19 protein-coding genes, 1 tRNA gene and 1 pseudogene are annotated in these 19,353 nt (G+C 68.9%); 4 read left to right on the plus strand and 17 right to left on the minus strand.

What is annotated here, in order from left to right:
* Positions 1-205: 205 nt before the first annotated feature.
* From ACI2LP_RS15375 to ACI2LP_RS15425, 11 genes and pseudogenes are all read right to left on the minus strand, one after another.
* Complete coding sequence (locus tag ACI2LP_RS15375; protein ID WP_404725019.1) at positions 206-982, minus strand: TetR/AcrR family transcriptional regulator; 777 nt, start codon at positions 980-982, stop codon at positions 206-208.
* 36 nt (positions 983-1,018) lie between these two features.
* On the minus strand, positions 1,019-2,530 hold the full coding sequence (locus ACI2LP_RS15380) for an MFS transporter (RefSeq protein ID WP_404725020.1): 1,512 nt from the start codon (positions 2,528-2,530) through the stop codon (positions 1,019-1,021).
* 70 nt (positions 2,531-2,600) lie between these two features.
* The gene (locus tag ACI2LP_RS15385; protein WP_404725021.1) at positions 2,601-4,787 is read right to left on the minus strand and encodes an ArnT family glycosyltransferase; all 2,187 of its coding nucleotides are present in this window, start codon (positions 4,785-4,787) and stop codon (positions 2,601-2,603) included.
* On the minus strand, positions 4,784-6,094 hold the full coding sequence (locus ACI2LP_RS15390) for a glycosyltransferase (protein WP_404725022.1): 1,311 nt from the start codon (positions 6,092-6,094) through the stop codon (positions 4,784-4,786). The genes ACI2LP_RS15385 and ACI2LP_RS15390 overlap by 4 nt, the downstream gene beginning before the upstream one ends.
* 26 nt (positions 6,095-6,120) lie before the next feature.
* Positions 6,121-7,695: a sensor histidine kinase gene (locus ACI2LP_RS15395; protein ID WP_404725023.1), complete on the minus strand. Its 1,575-nt coding sequence runs from the start codon at positions 7,693-7,695 to the stop codon at positions 6,121-6,123.
* Entirely contained in the window at positions 7,696-8,433 is a 738-nt protein-coding gene (locus ACI2LP_RS15400) for a response regulator transcription factor (protein ID WP_360872964.1), read from the minus strand.
* Between the two features lie 67 nt (positions 8,434-8,500).
* Entirely contained in the window at positions 8,501-9,412 is a 912-nt protein-coding gene (locus tag ACI2LP_RS15405) for an amidohydrolase family protein (protein WP_404725024.1), read from the minus strand.
* On the minus strand, positions 9,369-9,713 hold the full coding sequence (locus ACI2LP_RS15410) for an antibiotic biosynthesis monooxygenase family protein (RefSeq protein ID WP_404725025.1): 345 nt from the start codon (positions 9,711-9,713) through the stop codon (positions 9,369-9,371). The genes ACI2LP_RS15405 and ACI2LP_RS15410 overlap by 44 nt, the downstream gene beginning before the upstream one ends.
* 97 nt (positions 9,714-9,810) lie before the next feature.
* Entirely contained in the window at positions 9,811-10,683 is an 873-nt protein-coding gene (locus ACI2LP_RS15415) for a DUF2797 domain-containing protein (RefSeq protein ID WP_404725026.1), read from the minus strand.
* A gap of 112 nt (positions 10,684-10,795) precedes the next feature.
* The gene (locus ACI2LP_RS15420; RefSeq protein WP_404725027.1) at positions 10,796-11,674 is read right to left on the minus strand and encodes an arginase family protein; all 879 of its coding nucleotides are present in this window, start codon (positions 11,672-11,674) and stop codon (positions 10,796-10,798) included.
* Between the two features lie 118 nt (positions 11,675-11,792).
* Positions 11,793-12,059 (minus strand): annotated as a pseudogene (locus ACI2LP_RS15425) (DUF3291 domain-containing protein); the annotation flags it as partial.
* Between the two features lie 82 nt (positions 12,060-12,141).
* Here ACI2LP_RS15425 and ACI2LP_RS15430 point away from each other — a divergent pair.
* The gene (locus ACI2LP_RS15430) at positions 12,142-12,777 is read left to right on the plus strand and encodes a MerR family transcriptional regulator (RefSeq protein WP_404725028.1); all 636 of its coding nucleotides are present in this window, start codon (positions 12,142-12,144) and stop codon (positions 12,775-12,777) included.
* A gap of 61 nt (positions 12,778-12,838) precedes the next feature.
* Here the strand turns inward: ACI2LP_RS15430 and ACI2LP_RS15435 are convergent, their stop codons facing one another.
* Complete coding sequence (locus ACI2LP_RS15435; RefSeq protein WP_404725029.1) at positions 12,839-14,203, minus strand: glutamate decarboxylase; 1,365 nt, start codon at positions 14,201-14,203, stop codon at positions 12,839-12,841.
* A 606-nt stretch (positions 14,204-14,809) separates the two neighbouring features.
* Positions 14,810-15,409 (minus strand): signal protein, encoded by a 600-nt coding sequence (locus tag ACI2LP_RS15440; RefSeq protein ID WP_404725030.1) that lies wholly within the window; start codon positions 15,407-15,409, stop codon positions 14,810-14,812.
* Positions 15,410-15,773: 364 nt separating this feature from the next.
* On the opposite strand from ACI2LP_RS15440, the gene ACI2LP_RS15445 reads away from it, so the two are divergent.
* Entirely contained in the window at positions 15,774-16,076 is a 303-nt protein-coding gene (locus ACI2LP_RS15445; RefSeq protein WP_404725031.1) for a hypothetical protein, read from the plus strand.
* Between the two features lie 706 nt (positions 16,077-16,782).
* Here the strand turns inward: ACI2LP_RS15445 and ACI2LP_RS15450 are convergent.
* From ACI2LP_RS15450 to ACI2LP_RS15460, 3 genes are all read right to left on the minus strand, one after another.
* Positions 16,783-17,277 (minus strand): hypothetical protein, encoded by a 495-nt coding sequence (locus tag ACI2LP_RS15450; RefSeq protein ID WP_404725032.1) that lies wholly within the window; start codon positions 17,275-17,277, stop codon positions 16,783-16,785.
* A 263-nt stretch (positions 17,278-17,540) separates the two neighbouring features.
* Entirely contained in the window at positions 17,541-17,876 is a 336-nt protein-coding gene (locus ACI2LP_RS15455) for a hypothetical protein (RefSeq protein WP_404725033.1), read from the minus strand.
* Positions 17,877-18,092: 216 nt separating this feature from the next.
* Positions 18,093-18,245: a hypothetical protein gene (locus ACI2LP_RS15460; RefSeq protein ID WP_404725034.1), complete on the minus strand. Its 153-nt coding sequence runs from the start codon at positions 18,243-18,245 to the stop codon at positions 18,093-18,095.
* Between the two features lie 75 nt (positions 18,246-18,320).
* On the opposite strand from ACI2LP_RS15460, the gene ACI2LP_RS15465 reads away from it, so the two are divergent.
* Together ACI2LP_RS15465 and ACI2LP_RS15470 are read left to right on the plus strand one after the other, a co-directional pair.
* The gene (locus ACI2LP_RS15465) at positions 18,321-18,629 is read left to right on the plus strand and encodes a hypothetical protein (protein WP_404725035.1); all 309 of its coding nucleotides are present in this window, start codon (positions 18,321-18,323) and stop codon (positions 18,627-18,629) included.
* A gap of 96 nt (positions 18,630-18,725) precedes the next feature.
* Positions 18,726-19,142 carry a tyrosine-type recombinase/integrase gene (locus ACI2LP_RS15470; RefSeq protein ID WP_404725036.1) on the plus strand — a complete coding sequence of 139 codons (417 nt, stop codon included), beginning with the start codon at positions 18,726-18,728 and terminating at the stop codon, positions 19,140-19,142.
* Positions 19,143-19,221: 79 nt separating this feature from the next.
* On the opposite strand, the gene ACI2LP_RS15475 is transcribed toward ACI2LP_RS15470, so the two are convergent.
* Positions 19,222-19,294 (minus strand) — tRNA-Arg (locus tag ACI2LP_RS15475).
* Between the last annotated feature and the right edge of the window lie 59 nt (positions 19,295-19,353).

Below are 19,353 nucleotides of genomic sequence, written 5' to 3' on the forward strand. Positions count from 1 at the left end.
CCGCGGAGCTGGCGCCTTCGGGAACGGGGCGTCAGCCGCTGACCGTCACCGGTAGCGGCAGCTTCGCGCCGCAGGGGCGTGGACGTTTCGCGCCGCAGAGCTGGCGCTCTCGGGGCGCGGGGCGTCAGCCCCGCGAGTCCCTCCCCCCGGCGGGGGTCCGGGGCACAGCCCCGGTTTCGGGAAAGGGCGGGGTGGGGGACCGCAGCTACCCCTTCGACCGCGCCACCATCGACTCGATCCCCGCCACCAGCAGGTCCAGCGCAAAGCTGAAGTCCCGCTCCCTCATCTCCTCCACCGTGTCCCCGCCCCGCGCCTCCATCAGTTCCGTCGCGCTCTCGAAGCTCTTCGCGAAGGCCGGCTGCTCGCTGATCGTCCCCATCGCCTCGCGGAAGTACTCGTCCTGGCTCATCCCCGCCGCCGCGCACCGCGCAATGAAGTGGCCCTCAATCGTGCCGAAGCCGTACACGAACTGGAATACCGCCGAAAGACCACCCATCTGGCCGTGCGGCGGCAGGCCCGTGTTGCGCATGACCTGCTGCACCGCCGTCGAGAAAGCCATCGAGTGCGGGCCGATGTTGAGGAACGTGCCGATCAGCGCCGACACCCAAGGGTGGCGGACCAGCAGATCCCGGTATCCCGTGGCCAGTTCCCGCAGCTGCTCGCGCCAGTCGCCCTCCGCGCTCACGTCCGGCAGCGGGAACGTCCCGAAGACCGCGTCGAGGGCAAGCTCCAGCAGGTCGTCCTTGGTGTCCACGTACCAGTAGACCGACATCGCGGTGACGTTCAGCTCCGCGGCCAGGCGGCGCATCGAGAACTTCGCCGCGCCCTCGGAGTCCAGCAGCCGTACCGTCGCGTCGATGATCTTGTCGCGGTCCAGACCGGCCGGCTGGCCCGACTTACGGCCCCGCTCCCGGTCCGCCTTCCCCTCCAGCCAGACACTGGTCCGCGCAGGACCCTTCGCGCGGTCGGCCGCACTCACCATCGCGCATCCTCCTCGAACTCGCCCCCGGTCCCGATGCTATGCCGCTGCCTTGGGTGAGTCTGCCCGCTCGGCCCGCCGCAGCAGCATCGCGGCCAGCAGGCCACCGGCCAGCACCGCCACCGCGCCGACCAGCTGACTCGTCTGAAGGCCCGAGGCGAAGGCGTCAAACACGCGGACGCGTTCCGCAGGGCCGTCCCCGGCCGCCAGCGCGGCGGGCAGCGAGGCTGCGCCCACCACTGCCGGCACGAGTGCGGCGAAGCGGGAGTTCAGGACCGCGCCCAGGACGGCGACGCCAAGACCGTTGCCGAACTCGGCGAGTGTGCCGTTCACGCCCGCGCCCACCCCCGCCTTCTCGGGCGGAATCGCGCTCATGATGGCGTTGGCCATCGCCGGCATGGAGAGCGCCACGCCCGCGCCCATCACCACAAGACCGAGCAGCATCCCGCCGTACCCGTGCCGCCCGCCGAGGACAGCGATCGCCGCCAGGCCCGCGGCCACCAGGGTCATCCCGACCGCGATGGTCCCCGGCGTGCCGAGCTTCGGCACCAGCCGCGCCCCGACGCCGCTCAGATTGAGGGCGACGACGGTCAGCGCGAGCGGCGCCGTACGCAGACCCGCGTCCAGCGGTCCGTAGCCGAGGACGAACTGAAGGTGCTGGGTGAGCAGAAAGAGCGAGCCGCCCATGCCGAACGCAACGAGAATCGCGCCCGCGACCGCCCCGATGAAACGCTGGTTGCGGAAGAAGTGCATATCGAGCATCGGATACGGGATACGGAGCTCCCAGAGCACAAAGCCCCCGAGGACAAGGGCGCCGACCGCCGCCGGGACCAGCACCTCGGTGGAGGTCCAGCCGTGCTCGGGCCCGGAGATGATCGCGTACACGACCCCCGTCATGCCGATCGTGGAGAGCAGCGCACCGAGCAGGTCGGGACGGTCCCCCCGGGGGTTTTTGGACTCCGGCACGAGCGCGACGACCGCGAACAGCCCGATCGCCGCGACCGGGATGTTGACCAGAAAGATCGCGCCCCACCAGAACCGGTCGAGCATCACCCCGCCGATCAGCGGACCGGCCGCGAAGCCGAGGGAGTTGACGGTGGACCAGAGGCCGATCGCCTTGACCCGTTCCGCGTCGTCGAAGATCTGCACGACGACCGCGAGGGTCGTGGTCATCAGCAGCGCGCCGCCGACTCCCATGCCCGCGCGAGCGGCGATCAGCTGGGGCGCGGACTGCGCGAGGCCCGCGGCGAGTGAGCCCAGGCCGAAGAGTGCGAGGCCGCAGATGAGCATCTTCCTGCGGCCGTAGCGGTCGGCCGCGTTGCCCGCAGTGAGCAGCAGCCCCGACTGGACCAGCGAGTACGCGTTGATCATCCACTGGATGTCGGCGGTCGATGCGTCCAGCTCCCGGGTGAGGGAGGGGATCGCAACGCTGAGGACGGTGTTGTCGAGCAGCACGGTGAGCTGGGCGAGGCAGATGACGCCGAGGATCAGCCAGCGCTGCGGATGGCGGCCCGTGGGGGCCGTGCGGTGCTCGGCGGTCGTTGCCGTCATACACGCTCCTTGTACGGTGTACGGGATTTCGCCGTACACCGTACAAGGAAATGCCATACACCGTATAGGGCTATTTCTTCGCGGTCAGGTCGTAGAGGGTCGTGCCGTCCACGGTGACCTTGGTGAAGTTCGCCTCGATCCATGTGGTGATGGAGGAGCTGGAGTTGCCGCCGGGACCGCCGCCCTGGCCGCCGCCCGCGATGAAGTAGTGGATCTTCCCGGCCGCCACGTACTGCTTGAACTGCGCGAGCGTCGGGGAGGGGTCGCTGCCGTTGAAGCCGCCGATCGCCATCACCGGCTTCTCGGTGGCGAGCTGGTAACTGGCGGCGTTCTGGGAGCCGATGGCCGCGGCGACCCACGTGTAGTCGCCGGCGTTCTGCTTCAGCTTGGCCTCGACCTCGGCGTTGACCTTCGCGCCTCCGAGGAGGCCGCCCATACCGCCGCCCATGCCGCGCTCGCCCTGGCCGGGGAAGCCACCGGGCAGCTGGCCCTGGCCCGGTGCACCCTGACCCGGAGCACCCTGACCTGTGCGGCCCTGGCCCTGCTGCCCGCCGTTCGGGGGTTGGCCCATGCCGCCACCGGGCCCGCCCTGCTGGCCCTGGCCCTGCTGCTGCCCCTGCCCCTGCTGGCCGGGCGGCAGCATCCGGGCGCCCATACCCCCGGGACCGCCCGGACCACCCGGACCACCCGGACCGAAGCGCATACCGCCACCGCCCGGACCGCCGCGCATCGACGCCGGTCCCGCCGTCACGATCGACCCCGCGTGCGCCTCGCTCACCGTGGTGAGGGAGTACGCCACCGGCCCGGCCAGCGAAGCGGCGATACCCAACGCCGCTGCTCCCAGCGCCAGTTGACGCCCGACCCGACCCGCGAACAGCAGCCCGACCGCGGCCGCCAGACCGCCGATCAGCACCGCCCACCTCAGCCACGGCAGATAGTCCGAGCTCCGGCCGAGGAGTGTGTACGACCAGTACGCCGTCACCGCGACCGTGCCACCCAGCGCCGCCGAGCCGAGCAGTTTCGTCCGCTCCTCCCACAGCACCGTGGCACCCATGCCGACGAGCGCCGCGATGTACGGCGCCAGCGCCACCGTGTAGTACTCGTGGAAGATCCCCGCCATGAAGCTGAAGATCCCCGCGGTGATCAGCAGCGAGCCGCCCCAGACCAGGAACGCCGCCCGGGCCGTGTCCGTCCTCTTGGCGCGCCAGGTGACGACGAGCCCCGCGACAAGCAGCAGCAGCGCGGCGGGCAGCAGCCAGGAGATCTGGCCCCCGATGGTGGAGCTGAACATCCGGTCGATGCCGGTCTCGCCCCAGCCACCGCCACCACGGCCGCCTCCGCCTCCGCCACCTCCCACGCTGCCGGTCTCGTTGCCGCTGATCCGGCCGAGGCCGTTGTAGCCGAAGGTCAGCTCCAGGAAGCTGTTGTTCTGCGAGCCTCCGATGTACGGGCGCGAGGACGCCGGCCACAGCTCGACGACCGCCACCCACCAGCCGGCCGATACGATCACCGCCAGCCCGGCGAGGGCGAGTTGACCGAGCCGCCGCCGCAGCGTCGTCGGCGCGCACACCACGTACACCAGAGCCAGCGGCGGCAGAATCAGGAACGCCTGCAGCGTCTTCGTCAGGAACGCGAAGCCGATCGCCACACCCGCCCAGAGCAGCCACTTCGTACGTGCCCCTTCGAGGGCGCGCAGCACGCAGTACACCGTCACCGTCATCAGCAGGGTGAGCAGCGCGTCCGGGTTGTTGAAGCGGAACATCAGCGCGGCGACGGGCGTGACCGCGAGCACCGCGCCCGCGATCAGGCCCGCCGCGGGGGTGAAGCGCCGGCGTACGGCCGCGTACACCACAGCCACCGTCGCGACGCCCATCAGCACCTCGGGGACGAGGATCTGCCAGGAGCCGAGCCCGAAGAGCCGTACGGACAGGGCCATCGGCCAGAGCGCGGCCGGGGGCTTGTCGACGGTGATGGAGTTCGCGGCGTCGGACGAGCCGAAGAAGAAGGCCTTCCAGCTCTCGCTGCCGGCCTGTACGGCGGCGGAGTAGAAGGAGTTGGCGTAGCCGGACGCGCTGAGGTCGTAGAGGTAGAGCAGCACCGTGACCAGCAGAAGGCCGAGGAAGACGGGACGCACCCAGGGGGCGTCGTCGGCCCGCCCGCGCCAGAGGCGGGCAAGCGGTCCGGCGCCGGAGCGGGCATGCGGCCGGCCCGCCGCCCGGGCCACCGCGGGCCCGTCGTGCGGAAGAGTCGTGGTCATCGGGTGTTCCTCACGTCGTAAAGAAGGTGGGTGGCGTCGGACTCGTTGGGCGCGGCGGGCTCGTCGTCGCGCCGGTCGGGGAAGACCCAGGCCCGGAAGAGCAGGAACCGCAGCACCGTCGCCGCCAGGTTCGCGGCGATCAGGACCGTCAGCTCGGTGGCGTGCGACGGATTCCCGGCGGCCGCAGACAGGGCCGCCAGCGAGCCGCTCGTCAGCGCAAGACCGATGCCGAACACGACCAGGCCCTGGGCCTGATGGCGCAGGGCGCGGTCCCGGCCCCGTACCCCGAAGGTGAGCCGCCGGTTCGCGGCCGTGTTGGCGACCGCCGACAGCAACAGCGCGCCGGCATTGGCGACTTGAGGTCCGGCCCCGGCCCTGAAGAGCGAGTACAGCAGCAGATAGACCAGCGTGGAGAGCGCGCCGACGACGCAGAAACCGACCAGCTGGCGGGCGAGTCCGCCCGGCACCCCGGTCAGCTGACGGTCGCGCGGATCGTCCCCGAAGGGTCGCGCCAGCCGGTCCAGCGGCAGCGCGCCGACCGCCAGCGCACGCCCCACCCGCCACACGCCCTTGAGGTCCTCGGCCGCCGTACTCACAATGTGCACGGTCGAGTCCGGGTCGTCGACCCAGTCCACGGGCACCTCGTGGATGCGCAGCCCGGCGCGTTCCGCAAGCACCAGCAGCTCGGTGTCGAAGAACCAGCCGGTGTCCTCGACCATCGGCAGCAGGCGCTCGGCGACGTCGCGCCGTATCGCCTTGAACCCGCACTGGGCGTCGGAGAACCGGGCGGCGAGCGAGCCGCGCAGAATCAGGTTGTAGGCCCGCGAGATGAACTCCCGCTTCGCGCCACGCACCACCCGCGACGAGCGCGCGAGCCGGGACCCGATCGCGAGATCCGAGTGCCCCGAGATCAGCGGCGCGACCAGCGGCAGCAGTGCGTTGAGGTCGGTGGACAGATCCACGTCCATGTACGCGAGTACGGGAGCGTCGGAGTACGACCAGACGGTGCGCAGCGCCCGCCCCCGCCCCTTCTCCTCCAGCCGGTACGCCTCCACCTCGGCGATCGAGTGGGCGAGCCGGCTCGCCACCTGGGGCGTGCTGTCGGTGCTCGCGTTGTCCGCGACGGTGATCCGGAAGCCGTACGGGAAGGTCCGCACAAGGTGGTCGTGCAGCCTGCGCACACACCGCTCGAGGTCGGCCTCCTCGTTGTAGACCGGGATCACCACGTCGAGTACGGGCAGGCCGGCCGTGTCGGCGAGCAGATGCTCCCGGGCCGGCAGGGTCCCCCTTGGGGTGTCGGTTCGCATGACATCGACACTCGGGGGGCGCGCTGTCACAGCTGTGTGATGCGCCTGTGGCCTGTCTGTGAGTCGTGCGCGTACGAGCCGACCGGGGCCGAGGGGGCGCGCGAGCCGGGCGCCCGCGCTGTGGGCAGACGCACGGCGAAGACCGTGCGCCCCGGCTCCGACCGTACCCCCACTGTGCCGCCGTGCGCCGAGACCACCGCCTGCACGATCGCAAGCCCCAGACCGGTGGATCCGGCGTGCCGGGACCTGGACGCGTCGCCACGCGCGAACCGTTCGAAGATGTGCGGCACGAGCTCGGGCGGGACGCCCGGACCGTCGTCCTCGACCTCCAGCACGACCGCCGGGCCGCCGCACCGCACGCGCGCGGTGACGGTCGTCCCGGGTGGTGTGTGAGTGCGGGCGTTCGCCAGCAGATTGACCAGCACCTGATGGAGCCGGGCGCCGTCGCCCAGTACCGTCGCCGGTTCGACGGGCAGCTCGAGCCGCCACGTGTGGTCCTGCCCCGCCGCACGGGCATCGCTGAGAGCGTCCACGACCAGCGGGGAGAGATCAGTGCTCTCGTACGAGAGCGGGCGTCCGGCGTCGAGGCGCGCAAGCAGCAGCAGATCCTCCACCAGGCCCGTCATCCGGGTCGCCTCGGCCTCGATCCGCCCCAGGGCGTGCCGGGTGTCCGCGCCGACATGCTCGCGGCCGCGCCGGGTCAGCTCGGCGTATCCGCGGATCGACGCCAGTGGCGTACGCAGCTCATGGCTGGCGTCCGCGACGAACTGCCGTACCCGAGTCTCGCTCTCCTGCCGCGCGGTGAGCGCCGAACCGACGTGACCCAGCATCCGGTTGAGCGCCGCGCCGACCTGCCCGACTTCGGTCTGCGGATCGGCTTCGGCGTCCGGGACCCGCTCGTGCAGGGCCACTTCGCCGCTGTGCAGCGGCAGTTCGGAGACGCGTGTCGCGGTCGCGGCGACCCGCCGCAGCGGCCGCAGCGCAACACCGATCATCGCGGCACCGGCCAGGCCGACGGCAACGAGCCCGGCGCCGGTGACGCACAGCTCGACCACGACGAGAGTGCCGACCGTGTCCTGGACCGACTTGGCCGGGATGCCGACGAGGAACGAGCCGTGCATTCCTTCCGCGTACTCGACGCGGTAGTCGCCGAGCCCGCCCGGCAGTTCGACGCTGTGCGGGTCCCGGTCGCGCGGCACATCCTCCAGCGCGTCGATCTGCGCCTTGCTCAAGGGGCTCGCCGACGGCTTGGGTGTGCTCTCCTGCGGCTCGTTACTGACCGCGGCTTCCGTGACCTCGCCGTCAGGACCGACCACCGCGCCGATGGTGCCGATCTGCTGCCCGCCCCGGACCACGAAGTCCAGCGGGCCCCCCTCCATGAGGACGAACCCGGTGCCGGGCGGCTTCAGCGTGCCGGGGGCGGGTCCCGCCGCCCGCCTGGCCACACTCGCGAGCTCGCTGTCCAGCCGGTCGTACAGCGAGCCGCGCAGCGCGACCGTGGTGACCGTCCCGATCACCGCCGCGACCACCGCGATCAGTGTCACCGCGGAGACCACGAGCCGGGTCCGCAGCGACCATCTGCGCCGTCGTCCCCTGCTCACCTATTCACCGGGCTTGATCAGATAGCCGGCCCCGCGCCGGGTGTGGATCATCGGCGCCCGCCCCGCGTCGATCTTCTTCCGCAGATACGAGACATACAGCTCGACGACATTGGCCTGGCCGCCGAAGTCGTACGACCAGACCCGGTCGAGGATCTGCGCCTTGCTGAGCACCCGGCGCGGATTGCGCATCAAAAAGCGCAGCAGCTCGAACTCGGTCGCCGTCAGATGGATGGACTGGCCGGCCCGACTGACCTCGTGGCTGTCCTCGTCGAGGGTCAAGTCCCCCACGGCCAGCAGGGATTCACTGCGTACGGTCGCGGCCCCGGAACGCCGGATCAGCCCGCGCAGCCTGGCCACGACCTCCTCCAGCGAGAACGGCTTGGTGACATAGTCGTCGCCGCCCGCCGTCAGCCCGGCGATCCGGTCCTCGACGGCGTCCCGGGCGGTGAGGAAGAGCACCGGCACCTCGGGCAGCTCGCGCCGCAGCCGCCCCAGCACGGCGAGCCCGTCCATGTCGGGCAGCATCACATCGAGCACCACGGCGTCGGGCCGGAAGTCGCGCGCGGAACGCACCGCGCCCGCCCCGTCCCCGGCGCTGCGCACCTCCCAGCCCTCGTAGCGCAGGGCCATCGACAGCAGCTCGCTCAACGCCGCCTCGTCGTCCACGACGAGCACCCGGACGGGGCTGCCGTCCGGCCTGAGCATTTCGGTACGCCCCTGGGGCGAGGTCGTGGTCATGCTGGTCACCTTGCGACCCCGCCCTGAGAGGCTCCTTGCACTTTCCTGTGAATTCCCTGAGAAAGAGCTAAGGGACGGGGAGCGCGAACAGCCGTGCGCCGTTGTCGTGGCAGACCGCGCGCAGCCACTCGTCTCCCAGCTCCAGCCGCTCCAGCGCCTGAAGTTGATGGGCGTACGGATACGGGATGTTCGGGAAGTCCGTTCCGAGCAGCACCCGGTCCTGCACCTCCAGCAGCCGTGCCCGCTCCCCCTTCGGGAAGGGGCTGAAGCGCTCGCTGAAATCGGTGAAGGCCATTGTCGTATCCAGCATCACACCGTCGTAGGACTGCGCCAGTTCCAGGAAGTCGGTGTACTCCGGCATGCCCATGTGCGCGACGACGAGGCGCAGTCGCGGATGCCGCGCGAGCAGCCGCCCCACCGGCTCGGGCCCGGTGTGCTTGCCGGGCACGGGCCCGGACCCGCAGTGCATCACCACCGGGACACGAGCCTCGGCGAGCAGCCCCCACACGGGATCGAGCAGCGCGTCATTCGGGTCGTACGCCCCGACTTGGAGGTGCGCCTTGAAGACCCGCGCCCCGCTCTCAAGAGCCGTTCGTACGTACCGGTCCACGCCCTCCTCGGGGAAGAGGGTCGCGGTGTGCAGACACTCGGGCGTCCGCGCGGCGAAGTCCGCCGCCCAGCCGCACAGCCAGGCAGCCATGCCCGCCTTGTGCGGATAGAGCATCGAGGTGAAGGCACGCACCCCGAACTCCCTCAGCAGAGCGACCCGTTGTTCTTCCTCGTGCCGGTAGGTGATCGGCCACTCCATGCCGGTCAGCGGCCCGACCGCGTCGAAGTAGGCCCAGACCTTCTTCAGGACCTGCTCGGGCATGAAGTGGGTGTGTATGTCGACGAGCCCGGGCAGTCCGAGCCGACTCCAGAACCTCTTGACGTCCTCAGCCTCGCTCAAAGCCATAGCTCCGCTCGACCCTGCCCACATGGACGGTGTAGCTGTCGTACCACTCGGTGCGTCCGCGCTTCTGCGCGGCCTGGTGATCGAGGTTCCGCTGCCAGGTGGCTATGGCTTCCTCGTCCCTGAAGTAGCCGACGGTGATGCCGAGTCCGCCGGGGGTGCGGGCGGACTCGTATCCGAGGAAGCCGGGCACGTCCTTCACGAGTTCCTTCATCACCTCGGCGGTCTCGGCGTATCCGTCGGGCCGCTCGGTCAGAACCGAGGTGAAGACGACGGTGTAATAGGGCGGTTCATGTGCGGCGACAGGCTTGATGCTCTCGATACTCATGACGCCCACCTTCCGGTCCCGGTCAGGCGGGTGTCCACCCTCATTGCCGTAAGGGATCCGAACGGGATCCAAGACTTGACCATCGGGTCGGCGCCGGTCAGAAGAGCCCGTCCTGCACGGAGTCGGGGCCGGTGCGGAGTCCGACAACGGGCACCGTCACCCCCGCCGCCGAGTCCGCGCCGACCAGGGCCCACCCGGTCATCAGCCGCGTATCGAGGACGACGAGCCGCTCCCCGGCGGTCCGCAGATGCAGATCGGGCCCGGCGGCGGCCAGCAGCCGCCCCGCGACCACCCCGCCGTCCACCAGCTCGCGCACCACGCCGGTCGCGGGCGGCAGCCCGTCGAGCCCGAACATCTCCCCGTGGTCGACGGCCTCGAACTCCAGCCGCTCCAGCGACTCGGCCCACCCGGCGAGCCCGGTCGCGCGCCGGTGCAGCTCCGACAGCTCGGCGGCCCGTTCCGCCGCGCCCGGCAGGGCGGTCCGCACGGCGCGCTTGTCGGCGTACGGAATCCGGTCCGGCACCCCCAGCGCACTGCGCAGCAGCTCCTCCGTCCGCCGCGCGGCCATCAACGGACCGCGCCCCACCCAGCTGAAGGCAACGGCCCCCTGCTCGAGGAGCCGCGCGGGCCCGCGCTGCTCGGCGGTGATGCCGACCTTGACCATCGCAGGACCGAACCAGGCGAGATAGACGCGGTACGTCCTGGGGTCGTCGGCGATGGTGTCGGCGGCCACCGAATGCGCCCGGTCCAGCCGCGCGCACTCGGCACACCGCGCCTGCGTCCCCCGCCCGGCGACGACGGCCCCGGCCGGACAGGCATTCCCGCGCGCCCCGACACACCGCCGGGGACCCTCGGCCCGGAACCCCAGCTCCTTCCCGCCGGTCAGCGGACTGACCGGGCCGCCCTCCCAACGGAGTACGGGCATCCGCGCCCCCTGCGGCCAGCTGAGCCCCGCGCACCGCCATGCCATACACACACCTCCGGCCGAAAACGGGGAGGTTACCCGAGCCCACGGACAGCGGTCGCGGCCTTGTGCCCGGTTGCCGCGAAGCGCCGGCTGCCGTTGCTTGGCGCCGGCTGCCTCAGCCGCCACCTGTCCGCGCCGCAAGACCGCGGCGCAGACACTCGATCAGCCGAGCGGCGATGCTCCCGTCGGGGTCGAGTCGGGGATTGAAGATCGTGACATCGAGGCCGACGGCCCGCTCGTCGGCAAGGGCGGTCCGCAGCACGCTCTCCAACTCGGTCCAGCTCAGCCCACCGGGCAGCCGGTAGTCGACCGCGGGCATGACCGCGTCGTCCAGCACATCGACATCGAGGTGCACCCAGTACTCGCCGAGCCGCCCGACCGCGTGCCGCGCCGCCGCGGCGGCCCCCACGGCCCGCACCCCGTCGAGGTCGACCGCATGCAACGCGTCCGGCAACGGCTGCATCCCGGCCGCGGCCGACTCGGCTGCGTCCCGGAACCCGAGAACGACGACATCCTCGTCCCGCACGAGCGGCCCGAGCCCTCCCAGATCACTGAGCACCCGCGGCCCACGCCCCGTCGCCAGGGCGAGCTCCATCGAGGCCACCTCCCCGGTCGGCTCGGCGTCCGGCTGGTAGAAGTCGCTGTGCCCGTCCAGGAACAGCAGGCCGTAACGTCCGCGCCGCCTCAGCGCGAGCAGGTTGCCGAGCAGAATGCTGCAGTCCCCGCCGAGGACGAGAGGGAAGAGCCCGCGGTCGATCACCTGGCCGACACGGTCCGCCAGCCTGCTGGAGTACTGCGCGATCCCACCCGGGTTGAGCACCCCGGAGCCGGGGTCGCGCCTCGGGTCGTACGCAGGTGCGTCAACGCGCCCGCCCGCCATGGCCCCAAGGCCGTCCGCCAACCCGGCCCCGAGCAGGGCCGCGGCCATGCCCTCCACGCCGGTGGGCCGCAGCCCGAGGACCGATGGGGCCTCGATGATCGCGAGCTGGCGCACTGGGCACCCCAATCGTGGGCGGGGATGCCCATTGTGGTGCGTACGGTCCTCGTCAGACCGCAACGTCACCGCCCTCGGCGGCGTCGGCCCGTCGCTGCTGGTCAAGGCGTCGCCCGCCGCGATGCGGCTCGGTCCTCGCGTACGCGTACAGAGCGTCCCGGCTCTCCCACGCGGACAGTGTGCAGAAGACGCGCTTCATCGGCCGGGCGACGAGGGACGCACCCAGGGCTCCCGGCGCGGCGCGCACCTGCTTCCACGCAGCGAGCGACTTCCAGAAGAAGCGGGGCACGTCCCTGAGGGTTAGCACCTCGAAGCGGGAGGCCATGACGTAAGCCTGAGTGTGGGGCGGAGCCGGGTTCGGAGTGACCCAGGGAAGTGTCGGCACCGTACTCCTCGCCTTCATAGGAAGTGGCACTATTCATATTAGAGAGTCACACTCTCCAATTGCTACCCGAGAGCGAGTACAGGTGCGCATTTCCGAACTGAGCCGCCGCAGCGGGGTACCGATCACGACGATCAAGCACTACCTCCGCGAAGGCCTGCTGCCCCCCGGCCGGCCGACGGCAGCCACCCAGGCCGACTACGGAGACTCGCACCTGCGCCGCCTGCGGCTGATCCGGGCGCTCATCGGCATCCGGGGGCTGTCGATCAGCGCCACACGTGACGTCCTGAGCGCCGTCTCCGAACACGAGGCGGACACCCACCAGGTCCTCGGCCTCGTTCTCGGCGCCAGGCCGGTCACCCCGACCGACTCCGATGAGTCCGAAGAGGCAGAGGACCGCCCGGGCGTCGCCGACGCGGACGCCCTGCTGTCGGAAATGGGCTGGGACGTCTCGCCCCACGCGCCGGCCAAACAGATCGTCGCCGAGACCCTGGAGACCCTGCGCTCACTCGGCCTGGACTACGACTGGCGCTCCCTGCTCCCGTACGCCGCCCTCGCCCAGCGCACCGCCACCCTCGACCTCGACCAACTGGACGACGCCGCCGACACGGTGGAGCGGGCCGAGCGGGCGGTGCTGCTGACGCTGCTGCTGGAGCCGGCACTGCTGGCATTGCGGCGCCTCGCCCAGGAGGACGAGTCGGCGAAACGGTACGGCGGTTGACGTCCGCTTCGGGACAACGCAAGAGGCCCCTTGGATCTCTCCAAGGTGCCGGCTGCCGGCGTTAGTAACCGGTGCCGCGCTTGATCTGGGCCCGCTCGACCTCGGTGGTCCCACCCTTGTGGTCCAAGGTGTCGCACGCGTCGGCGATGTCCTGGGTCAGACGCTCGATCTGCTGGCGGCTCAGGGTCTCCTTGACCAGGGCACGCAGGATCTTCACCCGCTCCGCGTTGGGCGGGAGCGTGTACGCCGGCACCATCCAGCCGCGCTCGGCCGAGAGCTGCCAGGCGATGTCGGACTCGTCGTAGGCGTGCTTGCCGGCGAGGCGGAAAGCGACCAGCGGCAGCTGCTCAAGGTCGCTGCCGATCACTTCGAAGCGGCCGCTGCTCCGCAGGTTGTCCGCCAACGCGCGGGCGTTCTTCTGCATCGTCTCCATGACGTAGGTGTAGCCCTGGCGACCCAGCCGCACGAAGTTGTAGTACTGGGCGAGCACCATCGACGCGCCGGTCGAGAAGTTCAGCGTGAACGTCGCGTCGGTCTTGCCCAGGTAGTTCTCGTAGAACACGAGGTCCTTGGCCAGGTCGGACTCCTCGCGGAAGACCAGCCAGCCGATGCCGGGGTAGACCAGGCCGTACTTGTGTCCCGATACGTTGATCGAGCGGACCTGCTCGAGCCGGAAGTCCCATTTCGAGTCCGGATAGAGGAAGGGCCACACGAAGCCGCCGCTGGCGCCGTCGACGTGGATCGGGATGTCGAGGTCCCGCTCCTTGCGGACGTCCCGCAGGAGCTTGTCGATCCCGACGACGTCGTCCTTGTGGCCGGTGAACGTGGTGCCGACGACGGCGACGACACCGATCGTGTTCTCGTCGATGTGGGGCTCCACGTCCTCCGGGCCGATCGTGTACTTGTCCTCGGCAAGCGGCACGATCCGCGGCTCGACGTCGAAGTAGCGGCAGAACTTCTCCCACACGACGTGGACGTCGCCGCCGAAGACCAGGTTGGGCCGGTCGACCGACAGGTTGGCCGCCTGGCGGCGCTCCCGCCACTTCCACTTCAGCGACAGCGCGCCGAGCATGATCGCCTCGGACGAGCCCTGGGTCCGGCATCCGGTGGTCCTGCCCGGCGCGTGGAAGAGGTCGGCGAGCATGCGCACGCAGCGCTGCTCGATCTCGGCGGAGATGGGGTACTCCGCGTGGTCGATGAAGTTGCGGTGGAGGTTCTCGGCGATGATCCGTTGCGCCTCCGGCTCCATCCAGGTGGTGACGAACGTGGCGAGGTTGCGCTGCGGGTCCCCCTCCATGACGAGGTCCTCATCCAGCAGCCTCATGGTGTCCGTCGCGGTCATGCCCTCCTCGGGGAAGGTCTCCGAGGGAGCGGGCTCGGTCAGGAAGCGGTTTCCGAACAGGGCCGCGACGTCTCTCTTGGTCATGCCGACGATTCAACCGTTTCCTGAGCGGGAGCCATGCTCAGGACCTCGGGTCGGGCTTGGGATTCACGAGTACGGCGCACCTTGATGACTTCTCAACGCGATCACTCCCGTGCCCACGTCCGGGAGCTGTGTCGGTCATGAAACAGACCGTTGCCGAATATCTGGCGTACTGGCTGGAGCACGTCTCGAAACCGAAGGTGCGCCGGGTTACCTGGGTCAATGACGAATCCCTGGTGCGGAATTCAAGAAGCGGCCTGAGCGCAAGCGGCGGTGCTGTGCCGTCGGAGAGTGCTGCGAGAAGTACCCATCGGATCGAACGGTGCGCTTGCTCCTGGTGCTCCTGCGGTCGGCGCTCCAGCACGCCGTACGGGAGGACGAGCTACCGCGGAACGTTGCTCGGAACGTCGAGCTGAGCACAGGGACACGACGGGAGATCGAACTGCTGTCGGTGGCAGAGGGGCGCGGTTCAGGCTGCGCGGCTCCATCGGTGTCCCGCGGCAAGCAGTCCGAGGCGTTGGGCGGCACCGGCTGAGTCATCCACAGCCGCCCGCGTAGCAGTGCAGAAGACCTGGGGACTGCCCCCGGGTCTTCGCTGTTACGGCTGGCCTACGACGACGGGGCCTCTACGGTCAGCGCGTAGTCCACGCCCGTCGAGAATTCACCTGACTGACCTCGGATCCTCAGCGCATGTGCCCCGGGCTCCAGCGATTGCAGCCGGACCCACAGGCCGCACCCAATAGCTCTGATGTGGCCTTCTGTTCCGGTGACCGCGTTGCCCCGAACGCTGTGCAACGTGATCGACTCACCTTCGTAGGTCTCCGGCTCGAGCATTTCGCCATCCAGGAACGCTGTCCCGTATGCGCTGATCATGAAGGCTGCACAGTCCGTATGATCGCCAAAGCTATTCATGACGGGGAAAGCGACCGGGCGACCGGCGGGAATGGTGCACGCACGCTTGGCGTGGCCACCGAAGGTGCCTGCCAGGAACCACATGTCTCGTGGTTGGTTTCGATCACATGCGCTTCCGTCATCGTCGGCAATGGGGTTCGTCTCCTCGGGCTCGGACGCTGCCCACGTCCACCAGTGGCCCTGCAGCTCCGCAGACGAGGCACCAGCGCCCACTGTCGTTGGAGAGGCTGGCCGGCAGCCCGCCAGTGCGGCCAGCGCAATGGCCGCAAGCCCGACCAATCCACAGTTGAACTTCATGTAGGCCCCCTCCGGTCGCGGCACTGCTGCCAGAACCCCCCGGCATGGCACGACATCGAGCGGACACCCTACCTACGCGGCTCGGCCCAGAGATCAGTAGCCTTCGGCCGTTGCTGTACTTCGCTGCTGTACGACACGACAAAGCCCCCTGCGGGATGATCCCGAGGGTGCTTTGAGCTGTGTGCACTCGGCAGGATCGCCAGTTGCCGCGCAGACATGCCCGCCGCCGACATAGCCGATCGTAGAGCAGTGTTCAAGACTTCTCCTGGGACGTTTGGGCGTTCCTCAGACGCTACTGCCGAACGTCTCAACTGTCCCTAGCTTGGGGGCAGATACGTCCTTGATGGGGCGGCACGATGCCAGCGTGGCCAAGACGGAGACAGGCCCCGAAGGCGCTCAGAGTGGCCCAGCCATGACGGAGTGGTTCCGCGTAGGCGACGTCGTAAGTGACGGCATCCGATGCCAGGTCGGTGAAGTTAATGCCATCGAAGGTGACGAACTGGAGATCGTCCGGCCGTCGGGACTGACGTGGTGGGCGTCGAAATATCACTGCCGTCAGGCCAGTCGGCGCGAGCGCGAGACTCTGGAGACGAACCGGACGCTGAAGCTCAAGGCCCTGTCACCGCACGTGTCGCGGCCTGCTTCGAGCGCCGAGGGCCGGCGGTGAGGCACTTGTACGACACCGCTGCCCGATTCACAGGCGTACTGCTGATCATCACCATCAGTTGCTCGGTCAGTTGGGGAGGTAGCTTGATGCAATGTCCAAACTGCGGGGCATCTACCCAGCAGGGGCCGACGGGAGGCTGGCTGTGCGGCACCTGCGGATGGCAAAGCGGCGTGGCCCCGCGGCCGGTAGCCTGCGCACCATGGCTGGCCCAGCTTCCGGAACCCGCACCGACCGAGATTACGGAAACTGATTGCCGCCAGTGCGGCACTCGAATCGCCGGTCTTGATGGCCGGTATGCGTGCCCCCTTTGCGGCTGGGTGAACGATCACAGTGAGGGCCATCGCCCGCTGCCCCCGGCGAGCGATGACCCGGACGGCCCAGCCAACAGGTAGCGCGCGCAGGTAGCGACTCTCCCTCTGGCCCCCGCCGGGAGAGTGAGCGCTGAGCACAGAAAGTGGCCCCCCGCCGCGTTGGCAGCGGGGGGCCGCCCTCTTACTGGGCAGGCATGGAGGGTGTGGCCCGGTCGGCGAGTTGCTCACCGGTGTTCTTTCCCCTCGGTGTCGTGGTCGGTGTTCGACCGATCCTTCGCCCGGCGCCGATCGGGAGTCTCAGCTGCGGTAGGGCCTGTGGGGATTTGAACCCCAGACCCCCTCGATGCGAGGCACCTTGATGATCAAGGCCTGTATTCTTGCCCTCTCCTGCCCTGTCAGCGGATGAGGTGGACGGTGAGCTGCGTCTCCGTGTCACTGACGTAGACAGAGTGGATGAAGCCGCGGGCGGTGCGGTAGCCCCCCGTGCCTCCGGTGATCGCAAAGTTGGTGTCGCCGGGACCAGCGCTGGTGACGGTAAACCGTCCTTGCATGGTGATCTGCCCCTGGGCGAGGGCAAGGGAGCCCGCACACTGCATGTCGAACTCATCACCAGGGGCGGTACGGGTCAGCGTGCAAATCTCGCCGTAGTTGCCGACCGCGGTGGCGCCGACGAAAAGGTCTCCACTGATGACGATTTCGTCCCCTTGGCTGGGACCGGAGGACCCGTCAACATCGATGAAACCGCTGCCCTGAGTCTGCTGCGCGACCAGCTCGAAGACCTCCTCTTTCCCCCCGGAACTGCTCGAAGCTGCCGACACTGGGTGAGAGCAGAGAAGGAGGGCAGCCAATCCGGCGGCCGTGCTCAGACTGACATGCTTGAAGTGACGCACGCTGTGCTCCTGTGAGGCCAAGGGGACGGTTCACTGACCATGTGTCATGTGAGATAACCGATTCCCAGGTCAGCCTCATGTTGATCGCACGGCTCCGCGACTCGCGCCCACCCATCCGGGTGAAACGACACGTCCTCACGACGCGAATCTGCGGTGAAGACGCAACTGCCTGTGTGGGGCCGGAAGGTAATGCCGCGAAAACGCCGGGGCCCCTGGATGAACAGGTGACCCCGGCGTCGTCGGTCCGCCCTGAGCTGGCGGGGCTACTTGCAGACTGACGCGATGCAGACGTTGATGCTCTTGATCGTGACGCTCGGGTTGAAGGACTTGTAGGTGTTCACGGTCACGTTCTTCAGGGTCGTGACGTTGACGGTGGCGTTGTTGAGGTTGTTCTCCAGCACGCTGAGCTCGTTACCGGTCAGCGTCCGGTTTCCGGTGATCTTCACGATCACTGGGCCAACGTTCGTGTTGTTGCAGGTGACTACGTTGGCGAGGCCGTTGCTGCAGCTGTAGTGGCCTGTAGCGGACGCAGTGGTGGCGCCGACCAACAGGGCGGGGAGCAGACCCACGAACACGGCAGCAGGAACAAGCTTCTTCACGATGGTGTCCTTTTCTCTCGCACAACTGAACGGGCCCTAATGCCACGCCTGGCCTCGGATTGCCAAGCTTCAGCCCACACCGCATCGTTGCCGTCGGCACACCCACTACACCGAGCGCCCAGAAAGGGCCACCCTGATAGGGGTAACTCCCGGTTGCCCTGTCGAAGACATTCTCGAAAAGCGTTCTATCCCGGGGATGATTTTCGGATTGGGCTTTCAGGTGTCGCGCCAGTTCGGCGTGGATTCACGGGTGAGTCGCCTGCGGATGATGTCGATCATCGCGAGGTGAATCATGGCTTCAAACCGGTGCGGATTGGTTTCGCAGCCGTGGGCGAGGCGTCGGGAGGTGCCCTGACGATCCAGCGCCAAGGGATGACTTTTCGGCAAGCAGTATTAGAGCCTCACCCAGCCCTCCCGGACGCCGAACAACTTTACGAATCCCTGGTGCGGAATTACATCGTTCCGGGCATCGGCAGGAAGAAGATGGCCCGTCTCGCTGCTCGTGACATCCGCGCGTTCCTCGGCCAGGTGGCACGCACCTGCCAGTGCTGCGCGCTGGAGAAGGACAAGAAGTGGCCGGAGCGCAAGCAGCGGTGCTGTGCCGTCGGAGAGTGCTGCGAGAGGTACCACTCGGATCGAACGGCGCGCTTCCTCCTGGTGCTCCTGTGTACGAGCTGGCCGTACGGCTGGGCCTGCGACGGGGCGAAGTGCTCGGCCTTCGGTGGAAGGACGTGGATCTTCATGACGGTGTGATCCATATTCGGCAGAGTCTCCAGCGGGTCGGCGGTGAGCTGGTGCGGGCAGCCACCAAGACGCGTCGCTCCACGCGCGCCACTGCCCGCCGAGTGCGTGACCGCTCTACGCGCTCGTCGTGCTCAGCAGCGTGCCGACCAGCTGGCCCGCGGGGACAAGTGGACGACGACTGATCTGGTCTTCACGACCCGCAACGGGACACCGATAGAGCCGCGCAGCCTGAACCGCGCCTTCGAGACCCCGAGTCGGCGCGCGGGTATCCGGCAGCACGTGCGCTTCCACGATCTTCGGCACACCTGCGCCTCACTGCTCCACGATCAAGGGGCCGACGCCAGGACGATCATGGAAGTCCTCGGACACAGCTCGATCCGCGTGACCATGGACGCCTACACCTTCGTCCGGCCGGACACCCAGCGAGCCGCCTTCGACCGCGTCAGTGATGCGCTGGCAGGCATTGACGGCAACCGGCCGGACGGCGATGACGGCACACCTGGAGTAATCGCCGCGATCTAGAAGCGGTTGCCGTCAACCACCGCCGTCAACGCAAAACCAGAGGCCCTGTCGATCTCTCGACAGGGCCTCTGGCCTGTTGTGCACTCGGCAGGATTCGAACCTGCAACCTTCTGATCCGTAGTCAGATGCTCTATCCGTTAAGCTACGAGTGCTTGGCGTTCCGGGCTGTTGTGCCTGGTCGGCGTTGCGGGAACAACATTACATGACCCGC

The sequence above is a fragment of the Streptomyces sp. NPDC019890 genome, from assembly GCF_044903445.1.
Lineage (GTDB): Bacteria > Actinomycetota > Actinomycetes > Streptomycetales > Streptomycetaceae > Streptomyces.